General features: G+C 62.4%; 20 protein-coding genes and 1 other RNA gene. 13 read left to right on the top strand and 8 right to left on the bottom strand.

What is annotated here, in order from left to right:
- Positions 1-108 precede the first annotated feature (108 nt).
- The 5 genes from ACSQ3I_RS16620 to ACSQ3I_RS16600 form a co-directional block, all read right to left on the bottom strand.
- Positions 109-999 carry a DMT family transporter gene (locus ACSQ3I_RS16620; RefSeq protein WP_436000695.1) on the bottom strand — a complete coding sequence of 297 codons (891 nt, stop codon included), beginning with the start codon at positions 997-999 and terminating at the stop codon, positions 109-111.
- Between the two features lie 125 nt (positions 1,000-1,124).
- Entirely contained in the window at positions 1,125-2,279 is a 1,155-nt protein-coding gene (locus ACSQ3I_RS16615) for a lytic murein transglycosylase (RefSeq protein WP_436000726.1), read from the bottom strand.
- A gap of 126 nt (positions 2,280-2,405) precedes the next feature.
- A complete protein-coding gene (locus tag ACSQ3I_RS16610) occupies positions 2,406-3,188 on the bottom strand; it encodes a glycoside hydrolase family 25 protein (RefSeq protein WP_436000693.1) in 783 nt (260 codons plus the stop codon).
- Positions 3,189-3,306: 118 nt separating this feature from the next.
- Positions 3,307-3,978, bottom strand: coding sequence for a class I SAM-dependent methyltransferase (locus ACSQ3I_RS16605; RefSeq protein WP_436000691.1), 672 nt, complete (start codon positions 3,976-3,978; stop codon positions 3,307-3,309).
- Positions 3,978-5,228 carry a DUF3419 family protein gene (locus tag ACSQ3I_RS16600; RefSeq protein WP_436000689.1) on the bottom strand — a complete coding sequence of 417 codons (1,251 nt, stop codon included), beginning with the start codon at positions 5,226-5,228 and terminating at the stop codon, positions 3,978-3,980. The genes ACSQ3I_RS16605 and ACSQ3I_RS16600 overlap by 1 nt, the downstream gene beginning before the upstream one ends.
- Before the next feature lie 159 nt (positions 5,229-5,387).
- Here ACSQ3I_RS16600 and ACSQ3I_RS16595 point away from each other — a divergent pair, with 159 nt between their 5' ends.
- Positions 5,388-6,752, top strand: coding sequence for a serine hydrolase domain-containing protein (locus ACSQ3I_RS16595; protein WP_436000687.1), 1,365 nt, complete (start codon positions 5,388-5,390; stop codon positions 6,750-6,752).
- Between the two features lie 18 nt (positions 6,753-6,770).
- Here the strand turns inward: ACSQ3I_RS16595 and ACSQ3I_RS16590 are convergent, their stop codons facing one another.
- From ACSQ3I_RS16590 to ACSQ3I_RS16580, 3 genes are all read right to left on the bottom strand, one after another.
- Positions 6,771-7,754 (bottom strand): transglycosylase SLT domain-containing protein, encoded by a 984-nt coding sequence (locus tag ACSQ3I_RS16590; protein ID WP_436000685.1) that lies wholly within the window; start codon positions 7,752-7,754, stop codon positions 6,771-6,773.
- A gap of 117 nt (positions 7,755-7,871) precedes the next feature.
- The gene (locus ACSQ3I_RS16585; RefSeq protein ID WP_436000683.1) at positions 7,872-8,507 is read right to left on the bottom strand and encodes a LysE family translocator; all 636 of its coding nucleotides are present in this window, start codon (positions 8,505-8,507) and stop codon (positions 7,872-7,874) included.
- 53 nt (positions 8,508-8,560) lie between these two features.
- The gene (locus ACSQ3I_RS16580; RefSeq protein WP_436000681.1) at positions 8,561-9,772 is read right to left on the bottom strand and encodes a pyrophosphate--fructose-6-phosphate 1-phosphotransferase; all 1,212 of its coding nucleotides are present in this window, start codon (positions 9,770-9,772) and stop codon (positions 8,561-8,563) included.
- A 270-nt stretch (positions 9,773-10,042) separates the two neighbouring features.
- Here ACSQ3I_RS16580 and ACSQ3I_RS16575 point away from each other — a divergent pair, with 270 nt between their 5' ends.
- From ACSQ3I_RS16575 to mraY, 12 genes are all read left to right on the top strand, one after another.
- Entirely contained in the window at positions 10,043-10,753 is a 711-nt protein-coding gene (locus ACSQ3I_RS16575) for a TerB family tellurite resistance protein (RefSeq protein ID WP_436000680.1), read from the top strand.
- Positions 10,750-11,520: an N-acetylmuramoyl-L-alanine amidase gene (locus ACSQ3I_RS16570; protein WP_436000678.1), complete on the top strand. Its 771-nt coding sequence runs from the start codon at positions 10,750-10,752 to the stop codon at positions 11,518-11,520. Before ACSQ3I_RS16575 ends, ACSQ3I_RS16570 begins: the two co-directional genes overlap by 4 nt.
- A gap of 257 nt (positions 11,521-11,777) precedes the next feature.
- Positions 11,778-12,302 carry a lytic transglycosylase domain-containing protein gene (locus ACSQ3I_RS16565; protein WP_436000676.1) on the top strand — a complete coding sequence of 175 codons (525 nt, stop codon included), beginning with the start codon at positions 11,778-11,780 and terminating at the stop codon, positions 12,300-12,302.
- 121 nt (positions 12,303-12,423) lie between these two features.
- Positions 12,424-13,614, top strand: coding sequence for an NAD(P)/FAD-dependent oxidoreductase (locus ACSQ3I_RS16560; protein ID WP_436000674.1), 1,191 nt, complete (start codon positions 12,424-12,426; stop codon positions 13,612-13,614).
- Between the two features lie 60 nt (positions 13,615-13,674).
- Positions 13,675-14,104: RNase P RNA component class A (gene rnpB, locus ACSQ3I_RS16555), an RNA gene on the top strand.
- A gap of 413 nt (positions 14,105-14,517) precedes the next feature.
- Positions 14,518-14,958 (top strand): division/cell wall cluster transcriptional repressor MraZ, encoded by a 441-nt coding sequence (mraZ, locus tag ACSQ3I_RS16550; protein WP_436000672.1) that lies wholly within the window; start codon positions 14,518-14,520, stop codon positions 14,956-14,958.
- A 14-nt stretch (positions 14,959-14,972) separates the two neighbouring features.
- Positions 14,973-16,001: a 16S rRNA (cytosine(1402)-N(4))-methyltransferase RsmH gene (rsmH, locus tag ACSQ3I_RS16545; protein ID WP_436000670.1), complete on the top strand. Its 1,029-nt coding sequence runs from the start codon at positions 14,973-14,975 to the stop codon at positions 15,999-16,001.
- A 4-nt stretch (positions 16,002-16,005) separates the two neighbouring features.
- Positions 16,006-16,389, top strand: coding sequence for a cell division protein FtsL (gene ftsL, locus ACSQ3I_RS16540; RefSeq protein WP_436000668.1), 384 nt, complete (start codon positions 16,006-16,008; stop codon positions 16,387-16,389).
- Entirely contained in the window at positions 16,389-18,137 is a 1,749-nt protein-coding gene (locus tag ACSQ3I_RS16535; protein WP_436000666.1) for a peptidoglycan D,D-transpeptidase FtsI family protein, read from the top strand. The genes ftsL and ACSQ3I_RS16535 overlap by 1 nt, the downstream gene beginning before the upstream one ends.
- A gap of 67 nt (positions 18,138-18,204) precedes the next feature.
- The gene (locus ACSQ3I_RS16530; RefSeq protein ID WP_436000664.1) at positions 18,205-19,674 is read left to right on the top strand and encodes a UDP-N-acetylmuramoyl-L-alanyl-D-glutamate--2,6-diaminopimelate ligase; all 1,470 of its coding nucleotides are present in this window, start codon (positions 18,205-18,207) and stop codon (positions 19,672-19,674) included.
- Positions 19,671-21,107 carry a UDP-N-acetylmuramoylalanyl-D-glutamyl-2,6-diaminopimelate--D-alanyl-D-alanine ligase gene (locus tag ACSQ3I_RS16525; protein WP_436000662.1) on the top strand — a complete coding sequence of 479 codons (1,437 nt, stop codon included), beginning with the start codon at positions 19,671-19,673 and terminating at the stop codon, positions 21,105-21,107. Before ACSQ3I_RS16530 ends, ACSQ3I_RS16525 begins: the two co-directional genes overlap by 4 nt.
- 22 nt (positions 21,108-21,129) lie before the next feature.
- The gene (gene mraY, locus ACSQ3I_RS16520; protein WP_436000660.1) at positions 21,130-22,230 is read left to right on the top strand and encodes a phospho-N-acetylmuramoyl-pentapeptide-transferase; all 1,101 of its coding nucleotides are present in this window, start codon (positions 21,130-21,132) and stop codon (positions 22,228-22,230) included.
- Positions 22,231-22,233 lie beyond the last annotated feature (3 nt).

Raw genomic sequence — 22,233 nt, 5'->3', positions numbered from 1 at the left:
AAACGCTGGTTTTTATGAATATTGTCCTCGGTGGCAACCGGCTTTGCGCGTGGTCGACCGCCAAAGGGGACTTTCCGGCCGAGCGAGGCGTTGATTCTGCCTGCCGGTTCAGCCCGGCTGGCGTCTTGCCACGATCCGGCCGTCGAGGATGACCAGGCCGGCGGCGATCAACAGCATGCCGCCGATATCGGTCGCCTCAAGATGTTCGCCGAGAAACAGGATGCCGAGCAGGATGGCGCTTGGGGGCACGAGCAGCGTCACCAGCGACGTGTTGGTGGCACCGGCCAGGCTCATGATGCGGAAGAACAGGATGTAGGCGAAGGCCGTCGACAACAGCGCCAGGCCGAGGATGGCGGCGATGGCGCCGGTGGAGGGTAAGGAGAGCGTCCAGGGAGAGTCGACGGCCAGACAGACCGGCAGCATCATCAAGGAGGAGGCGGTCAGCTGGCCGGCGGCGGTGACCGGCGCCGCGACCCCGCGAAAACGCTTGCCGTAGGTTCCGGCGAACCCATAGGAGACCGCGGCGAGCACCGGCAGCAGCAAGGCCCAGAACGGGATGTCGCTGCGGGCAAAGGCGCCGGGGCCGATCATCACGGCTGTGCCTGCCAGCCCGAGGATGCAGCCCGCCAACTTTGCCGAGGTGATTTTTTCGTCCTTCGTCAGGCTGTTGGCGATCAGTACGGTGAAGATCGGCGTCGTGGCGTTGAGGATGGCGGCGAGGCCGGCGCCGATCTCGGTCTGGCCCATGAAGATCAGCGTGTGCGGCACGGCGTTGTTGATCAGCCCCATCACCAGGAATTGCCGCCAGCGGCTGCGCAGCGCGTCGTAGAAGCCGAAACGGCCGTGGAGATAGAGATGCAGGGCGAGGGCGGCAAGCGAGAGCCGCAGGAAGACCAGCGTGAAGGGCGGAACCTGCTGCACGGCGATGCGGGCGAAGAAGAACGAACCGCCCCAGATGAGGCCGAGCAGCACCAGAAGCCCCCAGGTGAGGGTGCTCATCCTGTATTCCGTTTCGCCTGCCATTTCCGTCCTCCCGCACCGTGCGGAAGGCTGTAGGCGGCGGCTGCCGCCCCAACCACCCGATTCTTGTCACCGAGACAAGAAAACCGGGGACAACCGGTTGATCAGAGCGCGCCGAGCAGCGCTGGCGTCGCCCAGCCGTCTGCCGGCATGCCGAGACGCGCCTGTTCCTTCTGGATTGCGATGCGCGTGCCGGACCCCAGGATGCCGTCGATCTTGCCGACATCGTGGCCCAGCGCCTGCAGCTTCGTCTGCAGCGCCCGCATGTCGGTATCGTTCAGGCCGGTTTCCGGATTGCCCTTGTCATAGGTCGGAGCACCCATGAGGCGCGTTGCGAAATAGGCGGCCGACGTGGTGTAGATGAAGGACTTGTTCCACTCCAGGTAAATGCCGAAGTTCGGATAGGTGATGAAGGCCGGGCCCTTGCGGCCCTGCGGCAGAACGAGCGCGGCCGGCAGGTTGCCGAAGCTGGTGTTGCCGTCACGCGGGGTGACGCCCGCGGCGAACCACTCGCCCGCGGTCATCGTGCCGCCGAGGCCCGATTTTTCAAACGGCAGGTTTTCCGGCAGCGTCACTTCCTGGATCCAGGGCTCGCCGCGGCGGAAGCCGAGATGCTGGATGAATTTCGCTGCTGTCAGGATGGCGTCCGGGGAGCTTGCCTTGAGGTTTTCGTGGCCGTCGCCATCGCCGTCGACACCAAAGGCGACGATGTCCTTCGGCAGCATCTGCACCTGGCCGATTTCGCCGGCCCAGGCGCCGGTGTTGGTCTGCGGGTCGAGATCGCCGTGCTCGACCATCTTGATCAGCGCGATCAGCTGCGGCCGGAAGAGTTCCGGGCGGCGGCAGTCATGCGACAGCGTCACGAGGGCGTTGCGGGTGTTGAAATCGCCCTGCACGGCGCCGAAATCCGTTTCCATCGCCCAGAAGGCGGTGATCACGCCGGCGGGAACGCCGAATTCCTGTTCGGCGCGATTGAAGACTTCGGCATATTCCTTGATTTTCTTGGCGCCGATATCGAGGCGCGCCTTGCTGACGGTGCGCTGCGAAAATTCGAGGAAGGTCTGCTTGAAGACGCCCTGGGCACGGTCGCGCGACAGCACCTTTTCGTCGATACGGGCGCCGGCAAGCGCCTTGTCGGCGACCTCCGCCGGGATACCGCCGGCAACGGCTTCCTTCTTGACGCCGTCAAGGAAGGCCGAAAGATCGCCGCCACATTCCTGCGCTGCCGCAGTGGTTGCCAGGATCGACGTGAAGCACATCAGAAGTCCAAAACGACGGGCGGCAAAACGGGACATACGGCAATCCTTTTTTCTCTGTTCAGCTTCGGTGGCTTTCACAGAACATTGTGACGGAAGCAAGAAAGATGACGGAACTTGCAGCAAAAATCACTGCTTGTTGACGGAGGCAAGCCACTTCTTCCAGCTCTTCTGCGTGCCGACGAAGACGTTGATGTCGGTATTGCCCGGTATACCCGGAACGACGGCCGTCGAGGTGTATTGCCAGAAGGCCCAGCGCCGGTCGGCATAGGTCTTTTCCGGGTGTGCGGCGACGGAGCGGACCCAGAAGTGATGGTCGCCGAAATAACCGACGAGATTGTCGCGATGGAAATCCACCGACGTGTAGATGATCGGGCGCTTGCCGTAATAGGCTTCGATCCGGTCCATGAAGCGCTTGATCTCGCTGCGCACCGTATCCGGGTCGGGGCGGGTCAGGCAGGTCTTCGACTCACCGTTCCATTCGACATCCAGCACGGGCGGCATGTCCATCGACGCCTTCGGCACGTTCTGGATGAACCAGTCGGCCTGTTCGTCGGCCGTCGAGCAGAAATAGTAGAAATGATAGGGCGCATGCGGAATGCCAACGGCGTTGGCCCGCCGCCAGTATTCGTGGAAACGGGTATCGAGCCGGTCCTTGCCTTCGGTGGCCTTGATGAAAGCGAAGGATACGCCCGAGGCCTTGACCTTTTCCCACTCGATATCGCCCTGCCATTTCGACACGTCGATGCCGTGCACCGGATGACGGCTGGGGTGTTTGGCGCCGAAATCCTGCGGGTCCTTGTCCTCGAATTTCGGCGGGATGGCGGCTGTCTCGATCAGGTCGTAGCTGCCGGACGTGCAGCCGGAAAGGAGCATAACCACTGGCAAAAACGCAACAAGAAGCCGCCGCATACGCGTCCCATTCGAAGATGGATGGTGTCGATGACCCACTGATGGCTTCCGCGAATAGAGATCCCCTCAGAGGTGTGAACCTCTTTTTCACCATATCAACGTAAAAATTGCGTTATTTTCAAGCGGAGATTGTCGCACTCGGCGTAATTATGGCGCGCCAAGCATATCCGCCGCCGATGCGTTCGAAACGCATCGTGGCGTTGTAAGCCGGCAAGCGCTGCTTCAGTACCTCTTCCAGATCGGCCCGCGGCGTTACGTGAAAACGCTTGAGCCAGGCCTGCAGAAGCCGGCGGAACCAGCCGGGCAGCTTTTCTTGCTGGCCGAAATCGACGATGTGCAATGCTCCGCCGGGCTTGAGGGCGCCGAGTGCCGCGTCGATTGCGGCTTCCCAGGCGGGAATCATCGAGAGGGCATAGGGGATCATGATGCGGTCGAAACCCTCGGTGCCAAAGGTCTGGGCCGTGAAGGTCGTTGCATCCGCCACTCGGAATTCCGGCATCGTCGCCTTGCCCGAAAACGCCTTGCGGGCGGAGGATAGCATCTCGGCGGAGATATCCAGGCCGTAGAGGCGAGCCTGCGGGTAAAGCTTGTGGGCGAGCAACAGGTTGCGGCCGGTGCCGCAACCGATTTCGAGCAGCGAGCCGCCATCGGGAACCTCCAGGCCGGCGATCGTGCGATCGCGGCCGAAGAGGTAATATTTCCGCGTCAGGTCGTAGATGTGCCGCTGGTAGCGGTACATCCGGTCCATGCGGGCGGCGTGGTTGTCGCCGGCGGTTGCGTCCACGGCCATCAGGCGGCCTTTTCGTAGATGTGGAAGCCGCCGTAGATCGCCGAGCGATCCTGGGTGTTGAGGTCCTGCGAACGGGCTGCCAGATAGGTCCACTGGTCGCGGATGGTCTCCGACAGCCGGCCCTCGATGACGCTCTTTTCCGCCGCGGTGCGGAAGATGACGCGGGCGCCCTGCGTCGCGGTGCGGGTGATCTCGGCCCACAACTCGTTGAGCTGCTTGTCGGTCATCCAGTCCTGGGCATCCAAAAGCACGAAGCGGTCGACGGAATTGGCCGGCTTCTGCGCCAAAAGCTCGGTGAAGCTGGCGTGATGCACCTCGACGCGGCCGGCATTGCGGCGGATCGCTTGATAGTTTTCCGATTTCAGGTAGGTCGGCAGGATGCCTTCCTCCGCGGTCGGATAGCGACGGGTGTATGCCTGCCAGGCGAAGTAGTTTTCGCGCAGCGGGAAATGGCAGGTTAGCTTTTCCAGACGCTGGCACAGGACCGGGGCGATGGACTTTCCGGCGCTGAGGCTGGCGAGTTCGTCGAACTGCTGCGGCGGAATGCCGAGGCCGAACAGCGAGCTCTTCTGGCTGGTCATCCAGCGGATCAGCGGCTTGTCGAACAACGGCGCGATACGGTCTTCGAAGAACTGGCGCTGTTCGCGCAGCGAGCGGGTGTCGGCGATCTCCTGCAGCTTGACGCCGTGCAGGCGGGCGATCAGGTGGCCGAAGCCGATGAAGCGGCCGAGCAGGCCGGTCTTGTAGATGTTGCGGTTGAAGACCTCGATGCGCCGGCGACCGAACATGTTGGTGCGGGTGTTCCAGTAGCAACGGGTCGCTTCGTCGAGGTTGGGCAGCAGGAAGGTATCGTAGGAGAGGCTGTTGGTTTCGACCTCTTCCATGCCGAACATGCGCACCACGTCGCCATGGGCCGGAAGATGGCGGAAGGCGGCGAGTTTCAGGCGGTTCAGCGCCACGTGATGCGGGTTGAGATCGACCACGTCGATGCGGGCCGGGTCCTTGGAGAGATAGGCGAGCATGTTGCAGCCGCCGGAGCCGATGGTGACGATGCGATGCTGCGGTGCCAGTTCCATGGCCGCCATGTCGACGTCTGGATCCTCCCAGATCTGCGGGTAGACGAGACCGGAAAACAGCAGGCCGAACAGGCGCTCGGAGAAACCCGCCTTCGACAGCGCCTTGTGCTGCAGAAGTGCGTCCTTGAGTTTCCGGTTCTTGCGGAAGCCGGCGTCGGGTGCGAATTCGGTCATCTGAGTCTGCCCTCCGTTTGGGTTGAACGCATCTACTCCGCTACTGCTACAGCTTCATGACGCAGCCTGAGGACAGGGCAGGGCGCGCCCTGAAGACATTGTGATTTCCCTCCACGAACCCTACCTGCTTGTCTGGACGCAACCGAGGGAGATGGTCGCATGGCGTTGGGCAAGATCTTCAAGACGCTGGGGGCGGCGGCCGTCGTAGCGATTGCCGGCGGTGGCGTCTGGCTTGCCGTGGCACCGCCGCTGCTCTTGAAGGTAGGCGACGGTTATGCGGCCAAGATCGTCTGCTCCAATGTCTTTCTTGCCGGGCGCGATGCGGATCAGGTCCTGGCCGAAGATGTGCAGGCGCCGGGGCATCCTCTGCTCAAGCTGCTGCGGGTCAGTGTCGACCGTGAAGCGTCGACGGTAACCTCGCGCTTCATGGGATTGTTTGCGGCGTCGACGGCGGTCTATCGCCCGGGGCTTGGCTGCACCGTGGTGCCGGATGGCGATGGTGCAGCGCTTGTCGGCGCTGTGGCGACCCCAACGGCACCTGTGCCGGCAGAGAAGGCGCCTTGGCCGTCTGGCGAGCAGGTCGAGGCCGGCGATCCGCGTATCGCTGCATTGATTTCCGATGCCGGACTGGCGGGGCCTGGCATGCGCGCCATCGTCGTGGTCAAGGATGGACGGATCGTCGGTGAGGCCTATGGTGACGGTTTCGACAAAGATACGCCGCTGCTGGGCTGGTCGATGACCAAGACGGTCAATGCCGCCATCCTTGGCCGGGTCATGGCCGAAGACAAGCTCGGCCTTGATGAGACGAACCTCTTCGACGCGTGGAAGGGGGACGAGCGCGCTGCGATCAGCATCCGGCATCTGCTTGCCATGGAGGATGGCCTGCAGTTCAACGAGGATTACGGCAGCGTCACCGATGTCACCCGCATGCTGTATCTGGAGCGGGACATGGCAACGTTTGCTGCAAGCAGGCCGCTGGAGGCTAAACCCGGAACGGCCTTCAACTATTCCTCGGGCACGGCAACGCTGCTGACCCGTCTGTGGATGGCGCGGGCGGGATCGGTGGAGGAAGCGCTCGACTATCCCCGGCAGGCATTGTTTGCGCCGCTCGGCATGCGTAGCGCCGTTTTCGAGACCGATGCGGCCAACACCTTCGTCGGGAGTTCCTATCTCTACGCCACGGCACGCGATTGGGCGCGTTTCGGCCAGTTCCTGCTGCAGGATGGCGTCTGGAACGGCGAAAGACTGCTTCCCGAGGGTTTTGTCGCGGCAATGGGCCGTCCGACCGGGGTCTCAAACGGGATGTATACGGAGATGCAGGCCTGGCATGCCGGCCCGCGACAGAGAGGTGGGGAAGAAACGGGTTTGCCCGAGGACATCTTCTGGCTGCAAGGACATGACGGTCAGACCGTCGCCATCGCCCCGTCGGCGAAACTGGTCGTTGTTCGACTCGGACTGACGCCCGGACGGCTGAATTATCGCCCGCAACACATGCTGAGGGCTATACTCGACCTGCGTGGATAAAGTTGAATGGGGAGGGAATTACTGCGTCAGATGCAGCAGGCCCTTGCGCTTTGCGGTGTAATAATAACCGGTGGAGTAAAGCTTAACGGCACCGTCGTGGTCGGTATCGGCGGTGATCCATGCGCCGCGCAGATATTTGACCGCATATTTCAGGTTGGTTTCGGCGTCGAACAGGCCGGAAGCGGGGCCTTCGTAACCCATGGCCTTGGCCGTATTGTAGCGAATCTGCATCAGGCCGTAATTGCCGTGGGCGAAAGCCTTCGGATTGTAGGTGCTCTCACGCTTCACGACGCGATGCACGAGGGCTTCGGGAACCTCGTAAAGCTTCGCATATTTCGAAATCAGTTCCTTGAGCGGACCCTTGTTGCCGGTGTCCGCGGCGCCATCGCTCGGCTGGAAGGTCAGGCTGGCGGGCTGGATGGCGCTGGCCGGGCGGGTGTCGAAGTCCAGCATAGAATTCATCGAGGTAAAGGCCGCCCGCGTCGGTGTTGCCGTCGTCGCCGCATAGGCGAGTTCGCTGCTGGGGCGCTTCATCGGAATAACCGACTGGATGGCGGTGACTTCATCGGTCAGCGGCATCTCTGCATAGGACGCCGTCATAGATTGCTGCGCCGTGGTGTCGGTCGGCGTTTCCGTGGTGGCGACGACGGTGGTGCTGGTGGCGGTTGCCGTGTCGTTCGTCGCGGTCGTCAAGGCTGTTGTGGCGGTCGAAGTCGTCTGCGTCGCGTAAGCCATCGTCGCGGGCGTATTTGCCGCTGCGCCGGAGGTGTCGAGTGCTGCCGTGGTGGTCACCATTCCGGCACCGGTCGTCTGCGCGCCCGCTTCGGCCGTCGTCGCGTAGCCGACTTCCGTGCCGGGCTTGGCCACGGGCACAACCGTCTGCACGGCAGTCAATTCGGCTTCGGAAGTCGCATCAACGCTGGCGCATCCAGAAAGGCCTGCGGTCAGTACGGCCGCCAATGCCAGATTGCGTTTCAGGGTGACATGTCCGATCGCTACCATCTGATCACTCTCGCGAAATCGTGCCTCCCCGCAACGCATAAACAGGGGGAAACTGTTAACACCATTTTTCACCCATTAACCTATTCGTGAACGGCTCGCAAGCATGGGGCAAGTTGGCTATGCAGCGAGGCGCCGATAGCCGACGCTAACGATTCCCGCGTTGACGCGCAGCTTGCCGCGGGTTCTGCCCTTGATCTTCCGGGTTTCCAGGCGACGAAGCCTTTTGTGGATACGGCCGGCGAAAATGGCATAAGCAAAGTTGGCCAAAACCGACAATGCAAAAAATATAACAGGAAAAGCAATGACTTGCTGGAAATTCGTGATGCCAGGCCCAGCAGCCTGGGTGGCGAGGGCGCCAAACAGTGTCAACTGCCAATAATTGCGGATCATTGTTCTGGCCCCCTTGAGGAAGGCCGAGGCAGCGTTTTTGCCGTCGAGATTGTCATTGTCGGCGACGAGGCCGGTCATGCCGCGCAGGCGCCAGAGCGCCAGTGCCGACCACACCAGAACAGCCAAGCCGCAGCCACGCAGAACGGCACCAAGCAACTCGGAAAGGCCGGTTGCGACGCCGACGAAAGTTGCGATGGCGGTCGTCAACACCGTGCCGGTCAGAATGATTCCCGCAGCCGCGGCCACGCTCTGCAACGGCCGCTTGCTGCGGCCGTAGGAAATCATGAGACAGTTGCCTGGACCCGGCAGGGCCAGGACGATTGCGGCGCCAACGGCGTAAATCGCCAGATATTCCGTGGACATCGATTCCTCCGCAGATATCCTGCCAGAAACTTCCGGGCGCCGCCAGTGTTCAATCAGGCCGGCTTGTATTTCTGGCCGATGGTTTCCATCACTTCGCCGAACCATTTGGTCGACAGGTCGAAATGCTTGCCGCCCTTGATGCGGGGGAACTCGATGGTCCTGAGTTTGCCCTTCTGTGCCTCGTCGTGGCCGGTGACGCCGGAGACCTTGTTGAGGGCGCTTTCCACCGCGAGATCGACCATGCCCTGGATGAGTCGCAGGTCGTCCTGGTTGGCCGGCGCGGAGCGGGCGAAGTAGCCCGATTTCTGCACCATCGAGCGCTCGGCGCCGAGCAGGGCGGCGAACTGCTTGGAGAACCAGTTGCCGACATTGATCGTATCGATCTTCACATGGCCGAAAGCATCACGCTTGATTGTCTCGCCGGCCGCCTCGCGTTCGGCGACGATCGCATCGAGGCAGGCACCTTCCGACACGAAAAGGCTGACGAAGCCGTTGGTTTCCATGACCTTGCGCAGCCTTGCGGCTTCGGCCTGGAGGTCGAAGGCCATTTCCGGCAGGTAGAGGCCGTCGATGGTCTTGAGCTTCTCGTCCATCATCAGGCCTTCGACATACTCGTTGCGGCTGCTCTTCTGTATATAGGCGCGCGCCGTCGCCGCCGTCAGCCAGCCGCTGTGGCGGCCCATGACCTCGTGGACGATGAGGGTTTTGGGGGCGGCGCTCTGCTCGTTGCTGACATTGTCGAAGAAGTTCGCGCCGACTTCCGCCGCCGTCCAGGCACCAAGCGACTGGCGGATCGGCACGACGTCGTTGTCCACCGTCTTCGGCAGGCCGACAACGGTGAGGTTGTAACCGTTGGCGCCGAGATAGGCGGCAAGATCGGCGGCGGTGGTGTTGGTATCGTCGCCGCCGATGGTGTGCAGGATGGTGACGCCGTCCTGGGCCAGCCGGTCGGCCGCAACCGCCAGAGGGTTCTGACCTTCCTTCACCAGGCCACGCTTGACGCAGTCGGCGGCGTTGGTGAGCTTGACGCGGCTGTTGCCGATCGGCGAACCGCCATAACGGTGCAACAGGCCGGCCTTTTCACGCATCTGCTGCGTGATCGACACGTGGTCCGAAAGCAGCAGGCCCTGATAACCGGAACGGTAAGCGATCAGTTCGATTTCCGGGGCGACGTCGCTGTAGCGCTCGATCAACCCGCCGACCGCCGACGAGAGACAGGGGGCCAGGCCGCCGGCCGTCAGCATTGCAACTTTCTGTTTCGCCATCGTTCCTCCTTTGGTGCCATCGGCACCGCCGCTCATGGTTCATTCGGGCCATGGATGCGACAGCCGGGGGCAGGTGTAAAGTGAAGTTTTGAGGTTTCCTCAGGCGAAAGCGTGTCTGCGCTGCCTGTCATCGTGTCACAGGGCGTGGCGATGCGATGAAACAAATGTGAACGATGTTTAATCCGGACCGATCCTAAGGCCATCTTGCAATTGACAGGATTATTTGATCAGCTTGCAGAACGACGCATTTTTTTTGCCTATGGATCGATAATGTCTTTCTGGGAGAAGTTGCTGAGCGCAGTCGCTGACGCTGCCAGCAATGCCTTGTCAGCGGTGGTGGAAGCCATTCGAACGGTGTTCGAAGGTGATCCGGAGACTCGGCGCAAAGTCGCATTCTCCGTGGCGGTCATCGCGCTTTCGGCGAAGATGGCGAAGGCCGACGGCGTGGTGACCGAAGCCGAAGTGGCGGCTTTCCGTCATATCTTCGATTTTCCCGACAGCGAGGCGCGCAACGTCGCACGCCTTTATAATCTCGCCCGCCAGGACGTCGCCGGTTACGAGGCCTATGCCGAAAAACTGGCCGGCCTGTGCAGCACCTGTGCCGCCAACTGCCCGGTGCTCGAAGACGTCATCGACGGACTTTTCCACATCGGCAAGGCGGACGGCGCCCTGCATGAGAAGGAAATGGCCTTCATCGCCCGGGTGGCGGAGATTTTCGGCATCAGCGAGGCGCATTTCGAGCGCATCACCGCCCGCCACGTCTTCGTCGAAGGGCGTGATCCCTATATCGTTCTCGGCGTCAACCGGTCGGACGATTTTGCGACGATCCGCAAGCACTACCGAGGCCTCGTCTCCGAGCACCACCCCGACCGGCTGATTGCCCGCGGCGTGCCGGAGGAATTCCACACCATCGCCAATGATCGCATGGCGACGCTGAATGCCGCGTATGCGGCGATCGAGAAAGAACGCCGCGCGGCATGACCTCCCACTTTACTGCCGACTATGCCGGTGCGGAGGTCAAGCCTTCGCCCAACCATGGCGAACGTGCCGATGGCGGCGCGCCGAGCATGATCATCCTGCATTATACCGGCATGGACAGTGCCGACCGGGCACTGGACTGGCTCTGTCGCGACGAGAGCCAGGTGTCGAGCCACTACTTCGTCCACGAGGACGGCCGTGTGCTGCAGCTCGTGCCGGAGACGCGGCGTGCCTGGCATGCCGGCAAGAGTTTCTGGAGCGGGGCGACCGACATCAATTCCGCTTCGATCGGCATCGAGATCGCCAATGCCGGTCATCCCGGCGGTCTGCCGGATTTTCCGCCGGCGCAGATTGCCGCCGTCATCGATTTGTGTCTGGATTGCGGCCAACGTTGGGCTATCGCCCCGGAACGGGTGCTGGGGCATTCCGATATCGCCCCGGTTCGCAAGGTCGATCCGGGTGAAAAGTTTCCCTGGGAAACCTTGCATCGGCAGGGTGTCGGCCACTGGGTCGAGCCGGGGCGGGCGATGGGCGGGCGTTTCTTCCAGCGCGGCGATCACGGCCAGCCGATCGAAGCCCTGCAATCGATGTTGTCGATGTATGGGTACGGTGTTGAAATCACAGGCGCGTTCGACGAGAAGACCGAAGGGTGCGTCAACGCTTTCCAACGCCATTTCCGGCCGGAGCGGATCGACGGCATCGCCGATTTCTCGACCATCGACACGCTGCATCGCCTGCTTGCGGGCCTGCCGCGGTTTGGTCGGGACTGAACGGTTGAAGGGGGGGCTTTATTCGCCCCGAAATGGCGATTTCCCGCAAAATGCTGCGCTGCCACAGCAATTCCCTATTGTTTCCGCATTGCGCTGGTCTAACGGCCCTCGTGAACGGCAGCCGCCGGAAGGGCTGGCTGCGAATTTAAACGATAAGGTGCTGCTGCCGTGCGATGCCGTCCGAGGACATCCGCACGAGGACGAAACGCGTGGGCGCGCTGTCCGGCAGGCCTTTGGGTCGGAGTAGAACTTCAAACATGACGAGACTGACTTTTGCTGCTGCGGCATGCCTTGGCATGCTGTTGTCGGGGATTTCTTGCGCTTTTGCCGCTGAGAAGCCCGCCCGTGTCGAGACGATATCGCTGACCTCGACCACCCGCACGACCGGTTATCCGGCGCCATCCTTTTCTTCCAGGGGTCCCTATTCGCAGCTGATTTCCAAATATGCCCGGCAGTATGGCGTCCCCGTCGCGCTGGCGCATGCGGTGGTGCGGGTCGAAAGTAATTTCAACCCGAAGGCCCGCGGCAGCGCCGGTGAGATCGGCCTGATGCAGATCAAACCGGCGACGGCGCGGATGATGGGTTATTCCGGCACGCGCAAAGGCCTGTACGATCCGGAAACCAACATCCGCTTCGGCATGAAATACCTTGCCATGGCCCACGAATTGGGTGGCGGCGAAACCTGCAGCACCATCCTCAAATACAATGCCGGCCATGCCGCCAAGCGCATGAATCCGGTGTCGAAGCGCTATTGCGGCAAGGTGCAGTCGCTGATCGACTGATATTTCCAATGCGTCCCGTAAGTGCCTGGGGATGAATCGTTTTCGTCCCGACTTCAAGTAATGCGGCAATCCCGCCGTCATGCTATCGCTTGCCTTTCAGGCGTTGAAGGGGATGGCGATCATGGCGGCGGATTTCAAAGTTCTCGTGATCGGTCGCGGCATGATGGGTGCCGCTGCCGCCCGTCACCTGGCGCTGCAGTCAGACGGTGTCGCCGTGCTCGGCCCGGATGAGCCTGCCGAGCGGCAGGGCCATCGCGGCGTTTTCGCCAGTCATTACGACGAGGGCCGGATTACCCGTACCATCGACAAGGATGCCGACTGGGCGCGCCTCGCCAATCGTTCGATTGCCCGCTATGCCCAGATTGCCGAGCAGAGCGGCATCGATTTCTACACGCCCGCCGGCTGCCTCATCGCCGGCCAGAAGCGCAGCAACGGCGGCGCCTATATCGCCAACGTCGTGGAGGCTGCCGCCGCGCTCGGCGTCGAGATCGATATTCTCGACGATGCGGCGCTGGCCGAGCGGTTTCCATTCTTTGCCTTTGCCGATGGTAGCGAAGGTGTGCACGAAGCGCGCAATGCCGGGCACATCAGTCCGCGAGGGTTGGTAAAGGCGCAGTCTCTACTGGCGGAAAAGGCAGGTGCTGCCGTCATCCGCGAGACTGCTGTTTCGACGCATGATCGCGGCGATCACGTCGAGGTCGTCACCGATACGGGGCGCAGTTACAGCGCCGAAAAGGTGCTGGTGGCGGCGGGTGGATTTTCGATTGCGGAGAGACTCTTGCCGGATCGGCTTGCCATGACGGTTTACGGTCGCACGATCGTCTTCTTTGAGGTCGACGAGGCCGAGGCCATGCGGCTCGCTGCGATGCCGTCGTTGATCAGCGAGCCTGCGGACCCACGCGACGGCATCTACATGCTGCCGCCGATCCGGTATCCCGACGGCAGGATCTATGCGAAGATCGGCGGCGACCCGGACAATTTGCAACTGCACACCGAGCCGGACATTCGCGACTGGTTCCGCACCGACGGCCGTGCCTTTGCCCGCGATCACCTCGTGCGCATCATGGGCGAGATCATCCCCGATTTGGCGGTGCGATCGATTTCCACCGCGTCCTGCGTCACCTCGTTTCCGCCGAGCGGCTATCCGGCAATCGGGTTCACCTCTTCGCCGCGCATCGCCGTGCTGACGGGCGGTTGTGGTGCCTCGGCCAAGAGCTCGGACGAGATCGGCCGGCTGGGGGCGGAGCTGATGCTCGGAAATCGAATCAGCGACGGCGCCTATGCGACGGATTTCAAACCGGAATTTCTTTGACACGCGATAGCGTGCATATTTCGGTGGCATTCCATGCCGCTCTCGGCTATTGACCCCCTGCCAGTTGGCCGGGCAGCCGCGCTTTACCAATGCCGAAAGGCGGTAGGGTGAGGAAAGTCCGGGCTCCACGGAAACACGGTGCCGGATAACGTCCGGCGGGGGCGACCCCAGGGAAAGTGCCACAGAAAGGAAACCGCCCCGCCTGCTTTTGCGTCGTCGACAGCGACGCCAAAGCCGGCGGGGTAAGGGTGAAAGGGTGGGGTAAGAGCCCACCGCGCGCCTGGCGACAGGGGCGGCATGGTAAACCCCACCGGGAGCAAGACCGAATAGGGATGACGTGGGCGCGCAAGCGTTACAGCCCGTTTCCGGGCCGGTCATCCGGGTGGGTTGCGAGAGGCAGGGCGCAAGTCCTGTCCCAGAGGAATGGCTGCCACGCACCGGTGTCACAACCGGAGCCATACAGAACCCGGCTTACAGGCCAACTGGCAATTTTTTACCCCTGATATTTTTCCGGAATTCACGGAAATTTCAATCAAATCGTTGGTTTTGCAACGCTTTTTCTTCATTGGCGAGCGATTGACCGTTTCTGTGCCTATTGCCCGCCAAACCCCGCAGGGCCGGGGTTTTATAACGATTCATTAAACTTAACGGCTTATAAACGTTTGACGCTGTCACGGGTGTCGGCGGCCAGTTCCCATTGACGCCCATATGGTCCCATGTTATCCCAAATGCACACTGCTCAAGGGCGATTTGACGCCCGCTCATCGCAAAATAAAGGCCAGCTCCAGGATGGAGTTGACGGGGTGCTGCCCGCTCCCCGGATGAGGAATGCTTTGTTTCATAGGGTGTATCTTCGGGGGCGGATGCGGCGCTCCCTTCGATGGGGAACGGCTGTATCGAATCATGAACCGTTTCCTTTCCAACGTGACCAGCAAGATCGACGCGAAGGGGCGGGTGTCCGTGCCTTCCGTGTTCCGGTCGGTTTTGGCGCAGCGGAACATCCAGGAGCTTTATTGCTTCCAGGATTTTGTGTTTCCGGCGATCAGTGTCGGGGGCCCGGATGTGCTCGATCGTTTCGAGCGCCAGATTTCGGCGGAAGATCCTTTTTCGCCGGATGCCAACGAGATGTCGCTCCTCATTCACGGGGGCGGGGTCTTCATGAAGCTCGATGCCGAGGGGCGGCTGATGGTCACGGATTTCATCCGCGATTTCACCGGTATCACCACCGAGGTGACATTTGTCGGGCGGGCGGATCATTTTCAGCTTTGGCAGCCGACGGTCTTCCAGGAGACGCAGCAGGCTGCGCGAGAGGGACGCAAACTGAAAGGAATGCGACCCAATTAAGACGGGGAAACGGAATGGTGGCGAATCTTGGCGGAGGATCTGTTTCTGAAGCCGATGGCGGACCGGTTCGCCACATTCCGGTTCTTCTGAATGAGGTTTTGGCAGCACTCGAGCCGGCTCCCGGCAAGGTCATCCTCGACGGCACCTTCGGCGCCGGCGGCTATACCTCGGCGATCCTGAATGCCGGTGCCGATGTGATCGCGCTCGATCGCGATCCGACGGCGATTGCCGGCGGCCAGGCATTGGTCGCTGCAAGCAATGGCCGTCTCTCCCTGATCCATTCGGAATTTTCCCGGCTTGCCAACCACGCGCCCGCCGGCGGGCTTGACGGCGTCGTGCTCGACATCGGCGTCTCCTCCATGCAGATCGACGAGGCAGAGCGCGGTTTTTCCTTCCAGAAGAACGGGCCGCTCGACATGCGCATGTCGGCATCGGGCGTTTCCGCTGCCGATGTCGTCAACCGCGCCAAGGTGTCCGACCTCATCCGCATCTTCGGTTTCCTCGGCGAGGAAAAGCAGGCGGGCCGTATTGCCCGCGCCATCGAGAAGAAGCGTGCCAGCGAACCGTTCCAGACGACGCGCGACCTTGCCGGCCTGATCGAGATCGTCACCCCGCGCAAGGCCAAGGACAAGATCCATCCGGCAACGCGGGTGTTCCAGGCGCTGCGCGTCTATGTCAATGACGAGCTTGGCGAGCTGGCGCAGGCGCTGCTTGCCGCCGAACGGGCGCTGAAGCCCGGTGGGCGCCTCGTCGTCGTCACCTTCCATTCGCTGGAAGACCGCATCGTCAAGAAATTCTTCTCCGATCGTTCCGGCAAGGCCTCCGGCTCCCGCCACATGCCGATGGTGCATGAGCGGGCGGCGACCTTCGATCCCGTCGGCAAGTCGATGGTGGCCGCCAGCGACGAGGAAGCGGACCTCAATCCGCGGGCGCGCTCGGCAAAGCTGCGCGCCGGTAGCCGCACGTTGGCCCCGGCCGAAACGGAAGACCTTTCGATCTTCGATCTCCCCAACCTGACGAGCCTAGGAAAGATTGGAGGCTGAACCGATGCTGCGCACCTTTGACATCGTTCTGATCGCCGTCATGACCGTGACCGCCACGGTGACCTATTCCATCAAGCATCGCGCCGAGTTGAAGCTCGACGAGGTCAAGCGCCTGGAAGCCGAAATCAAGCTGGAGCGGGATACGATCGATCTGCTGCGGGCCGACTGGGCGCTGCTGACGCAGCCGAACCGGCTCGAAAAGCTGATCACGGTCTATGCCGAAGAGCTGAAGCTGGTGCCGACCGACTCGCGCCAGATCGCCCAGGAAATGGAACTGCCGATGCTCAAGGCCGACGTGCCGGCAACGGAAGCGGCCGAAAAGGATGGCGCGAAAGGCGCCAAGGACAAGGCAACGGACAAAATCGCAACAGGATCGGTAAAACCCTGATGTCTTTTCTTTCCCGTATCATGGTGCTGAAGAGCAAGGCGCATTTTTCCGCAGGCGGTCACAATCGCCCCGGCAGCAGCACGCAATCCTCGGCTTTCCAGGGGACCGTCAAGAAGAAGAGCGATCAGGCGCGCAGCCGGGTCGCCATCATCATCGCCGGCTTTTCGGTGGTCTACTGCATCATCGGCGGTCGCCTGGTGCAATACGGCATGGCCTCGCCGGAAGTCGTTTCCAGCATCATGCCGGCCGACCGGCTGATGGCCTCGCGTCCGGATATCCTCGACCGCAACGGCGAAGTGCTGGCCACCGACATCCGCACCGTTTCGCTGTATGCCGAGCCGCACAAGATCGTCGATGCCGACGAGGCGGTGGAGATGCTGGCGACTGTCCTGCCGGATCTCGACCTCAAGGGCACCTACAAGAAGCTGTCGTCCAAGTCGCATTTCCAGTGGCTGCGCCGGCAGCTGACGCCGAAGCAGCAGAGCCAGATTCTCGCACTCGGCATCCCCGGCATCGGCTTCCGTCCGGAAAAGCGCCGCTTCTATCCGGGCGGTGCCACCGCCGCGCATATCGTCGGTTACGTCAACATCGACAACCGCGGCGTTGCCGGCATGGAAAAATTCATCGACAACCAGGGCCTGGCCGATCTTGCCGCCGTGGGCATGACCAGCGATACGCCGCTGGAGCCGGTAAAACTCTCCATCGACGTGCGCGTCCAGGCGATCGTTCGCGATGTCGTCGTCAACGCGGTGACCAACTACAAGGCGAAGGGCGCCGGTGCCGTGGTGATCGACGCCAATACCGGCGAAGTGCTGGCCATGGCGTCGGCGCCGGATTTCGATCCCAACAATCCGCTGGAGGGCGCGGCCGAAGGCTGGCTCAACCGCATGTCGAACGGTACGTTCGAGATGGGCTCGACCTTCAAGGCCTTCACCACGGCGATGGCGCTCGATTCCGGCAAGGTCAAGCTGACCGACAGTTTTGACGCCCGGTTCCCCATTCGCATTGGCGGCTTCACCATCAAGGATTTCCACGGCAAGCACCGGGTGCTCAGCGTGCCGGAAATCTTCCAGTATTCCTCGAACATCGGCACGGCGAAAATGGCCGATGTCGTCGGCATCGAGGCGCAGAAGGAGTTTCTCACCAAGCTCGGCCTCTTGACCAAGCTGCAGACCGAGCTGCCGGAAGTGAAGATGCCGTCGCAGCCGCGCGAATGGAAGAAGATCAACTCGATCACCATCTCCTTCGGCCACGGCGTATCCACGACGCCGCTGCAGACGGCGGTGGCCGGTGCGGCGCTGATCAACGGCGGCAAGCTCATCGACCCGACCTTCCTGCCACGCACCCAGGAACAGGCCGACGAGGTCGCAAGAGTGGTGATCCAGGACAAGACCAGCGCCGATATGCGCTACCTGTTCGAATATAACGGCGTGAACGGTTCGGGCCGCAATGCCCGCGTTGCCGGCTTCGACGTCGGCGGCAAGACCGGCACCGCCGACAAGGTGGTCAATGGCCGCTACGACAGCAAGCTGAACTTCAACGCGTTCCTCGCGGCCTTCCCGATGGGCAATCCGCGCTACGTCGTCCTGTCCTTCTGCGACGAGCCGCGTAGCGGCGAGGGCGGCGGCACGATTGCATCCTATACGGCGGCACCGATGGTGCGCGACATCATTCGTCGTGCAGCACCGCTTCTGGGCGTCCAGCCGCAGTTTGGTGATGGCGGTACTGCCTTGCTGCAGTCTTATTGAGTGGGAAAGAATGGCGGCGAGCGATTCGCGTGGGGTGCGCGACGCAAGGGACAGAAAAGCATATCCGATGAAACTGCGCGAACTGGCCGGAGCCGATTTTCCGGAACTCTCAACTGAACTCCAAGGCAAGGCCGGTGACATCGCCGTGGCGGATCTGACCGCCGACAGCCGCGCCGTCAAACCCGGCAGCCTTTTCGTGGCGCTTGCCGGCAGCAAGGCGAACGGTGCCCGCTTCATCGGCGACGCCATCGCCCGCGGTGCCGTTGCCGTGATTGCCGAGGCTGGACATGGCGCGGACAGCGCCGATGTGCCGGTTCTTTCCGTTGCCGAGCCGCGGCGCTTCCTGGCGCTGGCCGCCGCCCGCTTTTTTGGCGCACAGCCGCAGACCATGGTCGCCGTGACCGGCACCGCCGGCAAGACCTCCGTCGTTTCCTTCACGCGGCAGATCTGGGCAGGCGCCGGCCGGGCTGCGGCGCAGATCGGCACCACGGGCGTCATTGCTCCGGGCCGCGACGACTACGGTTCCCTGACCACGCCCGATCCGGTTTCCCTTCACCGGCTGCTGGCTGAGCTTGCCGGCGCCGGCGTGACGCATGCGGCAATGGAGGCCTCCAGCCATGGCCTCGACCAGAGCCGGCTGGACGGCGTGCATCTGTCGGCCGCTGCCTTCACCAATCTCGGTCGCGACCACATGGACTATCACCCGACCATGGAAAACTACATGGCGGCGAAGATGCGGCTGTTCGATACGCTGTTGCCGAAGGGCTCGCCGGCGGTGATCTTCGCCGACGATCCGTGGTCGGCGGAAGCGATCCGGGTGGCGACGGCTGCCCGCCACGATGTGCGCACCGTTGGCCGCCAGGGCAGCTTCCTCAGCTTGAAGCGTGTCGAGCATTTCCGCCACAAGCAGGTCGCCGAGGTGCATCACGGCGACGAGATTTTCGAAGTGCATATTCCGCTCGCCGGCGATTTCCAGATCGCCAACGCGCTGGTTGCCGCCGGACTGGCGATTTCGACCGGCGTTGCGCCGGCCGATGCCATGGCGGCGCTGGGCAAGCTCAAGGGCGCGTCCGGGCGGCTGGAACTGGTCGGCCATGCCGGCAACGGGGCACTTGCCTATGTCGACTACGCCCACAAGCCGGATGCGCTGCAGAACGTGCTCGCTTCGGTGCGGCCCTTCACAACCGGCCGCGTCGTCGTGGTGTTCGGCTGCGGCGGCGACCGCGACAAGGGCAAGCGGCCGATCATGGGCGAAATCGCCTGCCGGCTCGCCGATGTGGTGATCGTAACCGACGACAATCCGCGCTCGGAAGAGCCGGCGACCATCCGGTCGGAGATCATGGCGGCGGCACCCTGCGCCACCGAGATCGGCGACCGTGCCGAGGCGATCCGCCATGCCGTTGCCCTGCTCGAGGCCGGCGACACGCTGATCGTTGCCGGCAAGGGGCATGAAGAGGGGCAGACGGTGGGCGCCGTGACGCTGCCGTTTTCCGATCATGCGGAAGTCAGAAAGGCTTTGGAGGAGCGCAGGCATTGAAGTGGCTTTGGACAACCGACGAAATGATTTCTGCCATGGTGGGGCGGCCGATCGGCACCCTGCCGGAGGGCGTGACCGGCATTTCGATCGACAGCCGCAGCATTTCCGAAGGCGAGGCTTTCTTTGCCATCAAGGGCGACCGTGTCGACGGGCATAACTATGCCAGCGTCGCCATGGCGAACGGCGCTTCGCTTCTCGTCATCAGCGAAGCGAAGCTCCCCGCGCTTGGGCGTCTGACCGTGCCGATGATCGTCGTCGACGACGTGCTGGCAGCACTTGGCCGTCTCGGCGCCGCCGCCCGGGCGAGGTCTGCGGCCAAGATCGTCGCCGTGACCGGCTCCGTCGGCAAGACGACCACCAAGGAAATGCTGCGCCATGTGCTGGAGCCGTCCGGCAAGGTGCATGCGGCGGTCGCCTCCTTCAACAATCACTGGGGCGTGCCGCTGACGCTCGCCCGCATGCCGGCCGATACCGCCTTCGGCGTGTTCGAGATCGGCATGAACCATCCGGGCGAAATCCGGCCGCTGGTCAAGATGGTGCGTCCGCACGTGGCGATCATCACCACCATCGCCGCCGCCCATCTCGGCAATTTCCGCGACCTGCAGGAAATCGCCGCAGCCAAGGCGGAAATCTTCGAGGGTGTCGAGCCGGGTGGTGCCGTGGTGCTGAACCGCGACAACGAGCAGTATGAATTCCTGGAAAAGACCGCCCAGAATGTCGGCATCGAGCACCTGTATTCTTTTGGGCAGCATGCCAAAGCCGATTTCCGATTGGCGGATTTCGACGGTTCGGCGGAAGGGTCCGTCGTCTGGGCGACGCTGAGCGGCGAGACGACGGAGATCCTGATCGGCGCTCCGGGCCGGCACATTGCCGAAAACGCCATGGCGGCGCTCGGTACGGCAAAGCTGGTCGGCGCCGATCTTTCCGAGGCAGTCGCTTCGCTGGAAGACTTGCGGGCCGTCAAGGGCCGTGGCCAGCGCCATCGCCTCGCCATCGGCCACGATAGTTTCTTCACGCTGATCGATGAAAGCTACAATGCCAATCCGGCCTCGATGCGGGCGGCGCTGGCGCTGCTCGCTTCGGCGCAGCCGGAAGGTGAGGGGCGGCGCGTCGCCATTCTCGGCGACATGCTGGAAATGGGCGAATTCGCAGCCCAGGTGCATGCCGAACTGGCATCGCCGCTTCTGGCAAGCGGCATCGAGCATGCCTGGCTTGCCGGGCCGGAGATGGTCCATCTCCGTGATGCGCTGCCGGCCAGCATTCATGTCGAATATCGCGCGGCAACCGAAGACATGGTGAAATTTGCCGTCGCATCGGTGATGCCGGGCGATGTATTGATGATTAAATCGTCGCTTGGCATCGGATTCGGCAAGATCGTCGCAGCACTGCTTGACAAATATCCTGCGTTTTCCGACACGGAGCGCCAATCTTGATTGGGCTTGAGAAAGGGCTCCTATGCTAATCTGGCTTGTGGAACTGGCGGACCACTTTCAACTCTTCAACCTCTTCCGATACATTACTTTCCGCACCGGAGCAGCACTCTTCACCTCGGCTGCGATCGTCTTCCTGTTCGGGCCGCGCATGATCACCTCCTTGCGAATCCGCCAGGGGAAAGGTCAGCCGATCCGTGCGGACGGACCGCAGACGCATTTCAAGAAGGCCGGCACGCCGACCATGGGCGGGCTGATGATCCTTGCCGGCATCGTCGTCTCGTCGCTTTTGTGGGCGGATCTCTCCAACGTCTATGTGGTGGCGACGCTTCTGGTGACGCTGGGTTTCGGCGCCATCGGTTTTTACGATGACTACCTGAAGGTCACGAAGCAGACCGAGAAGGGATTTTCCGGCAAGGCCCGGCTCGGCATCGAATTCGTGATTGCCGGCATCGCCGTCTACTTCATGATGCACACGGCACTGTCCAATCCGGCGCATGGCGGCGGCTTTGGCTCTTCGGTCGCCTTTCCTTTCTTCAAGGATTTCCTGATCGATCTCGGCATCTTCTTCGTGTTGTTCGGCGGTTTCGTCATCGTTGCCGCCGGCAATGCGGTGAACCTGACGGACGGCCTCGACGGCCTTGCCATCGTGCCTGTCATGATCGCCTCGGCCTCCTTCGGCGTCATCGCCTACCTCGCGGGTAACGCGGTCTTCGCCGGCTACCTGCAGATCAACTTCGTGCCCGGCACCGGCGAACTTGCCGTCATCCTCGGCGCGGTGATCGGCGCCGGCCTCGGCTTCTTGTGGTTCAACGCACCGCCGGCCGCCATTTTCATGGGCGACACCGGTTCGCTGGCGCTCGGTGGCCTGATCGGTTCGGTTGCCGTCGCCACCAAGCATGAGATCGTCATGGTTATCATCGGCGGCCTGTTCGTCATGGAAACCCTGTCGGTGATCATCCAGGTCGGCTTCTTCAAGATGACCGGCAAGCGCGTCTTCCTCATGGCGCCGATCCATCACCATTTCGAAAAGAAGGGCTGGACGGAAAGCCAGGTGGTCATCCGCTTCTGGATCATCGCCGTGGTGCTCGCCATGGTCGGCCTGTCGACCCTGAAGCTGCGGTGAGCC

It is taken from the genome of Rhizobium sp. LjRoot30 (assembly GCF_964253915.1).
In the GTDB taxonomy this organism is placed as follows: Bacteria; Pseudomonadota; Alphaproteobacteria; order Rhizobiales; family Rhizobiaceae; genus Metarhizobium.
The sequence above is the reverse complement of the archived record's forward strand: the minus strand, read 5'-3'. Positions and strand labels throughout refer to the sequence as shown.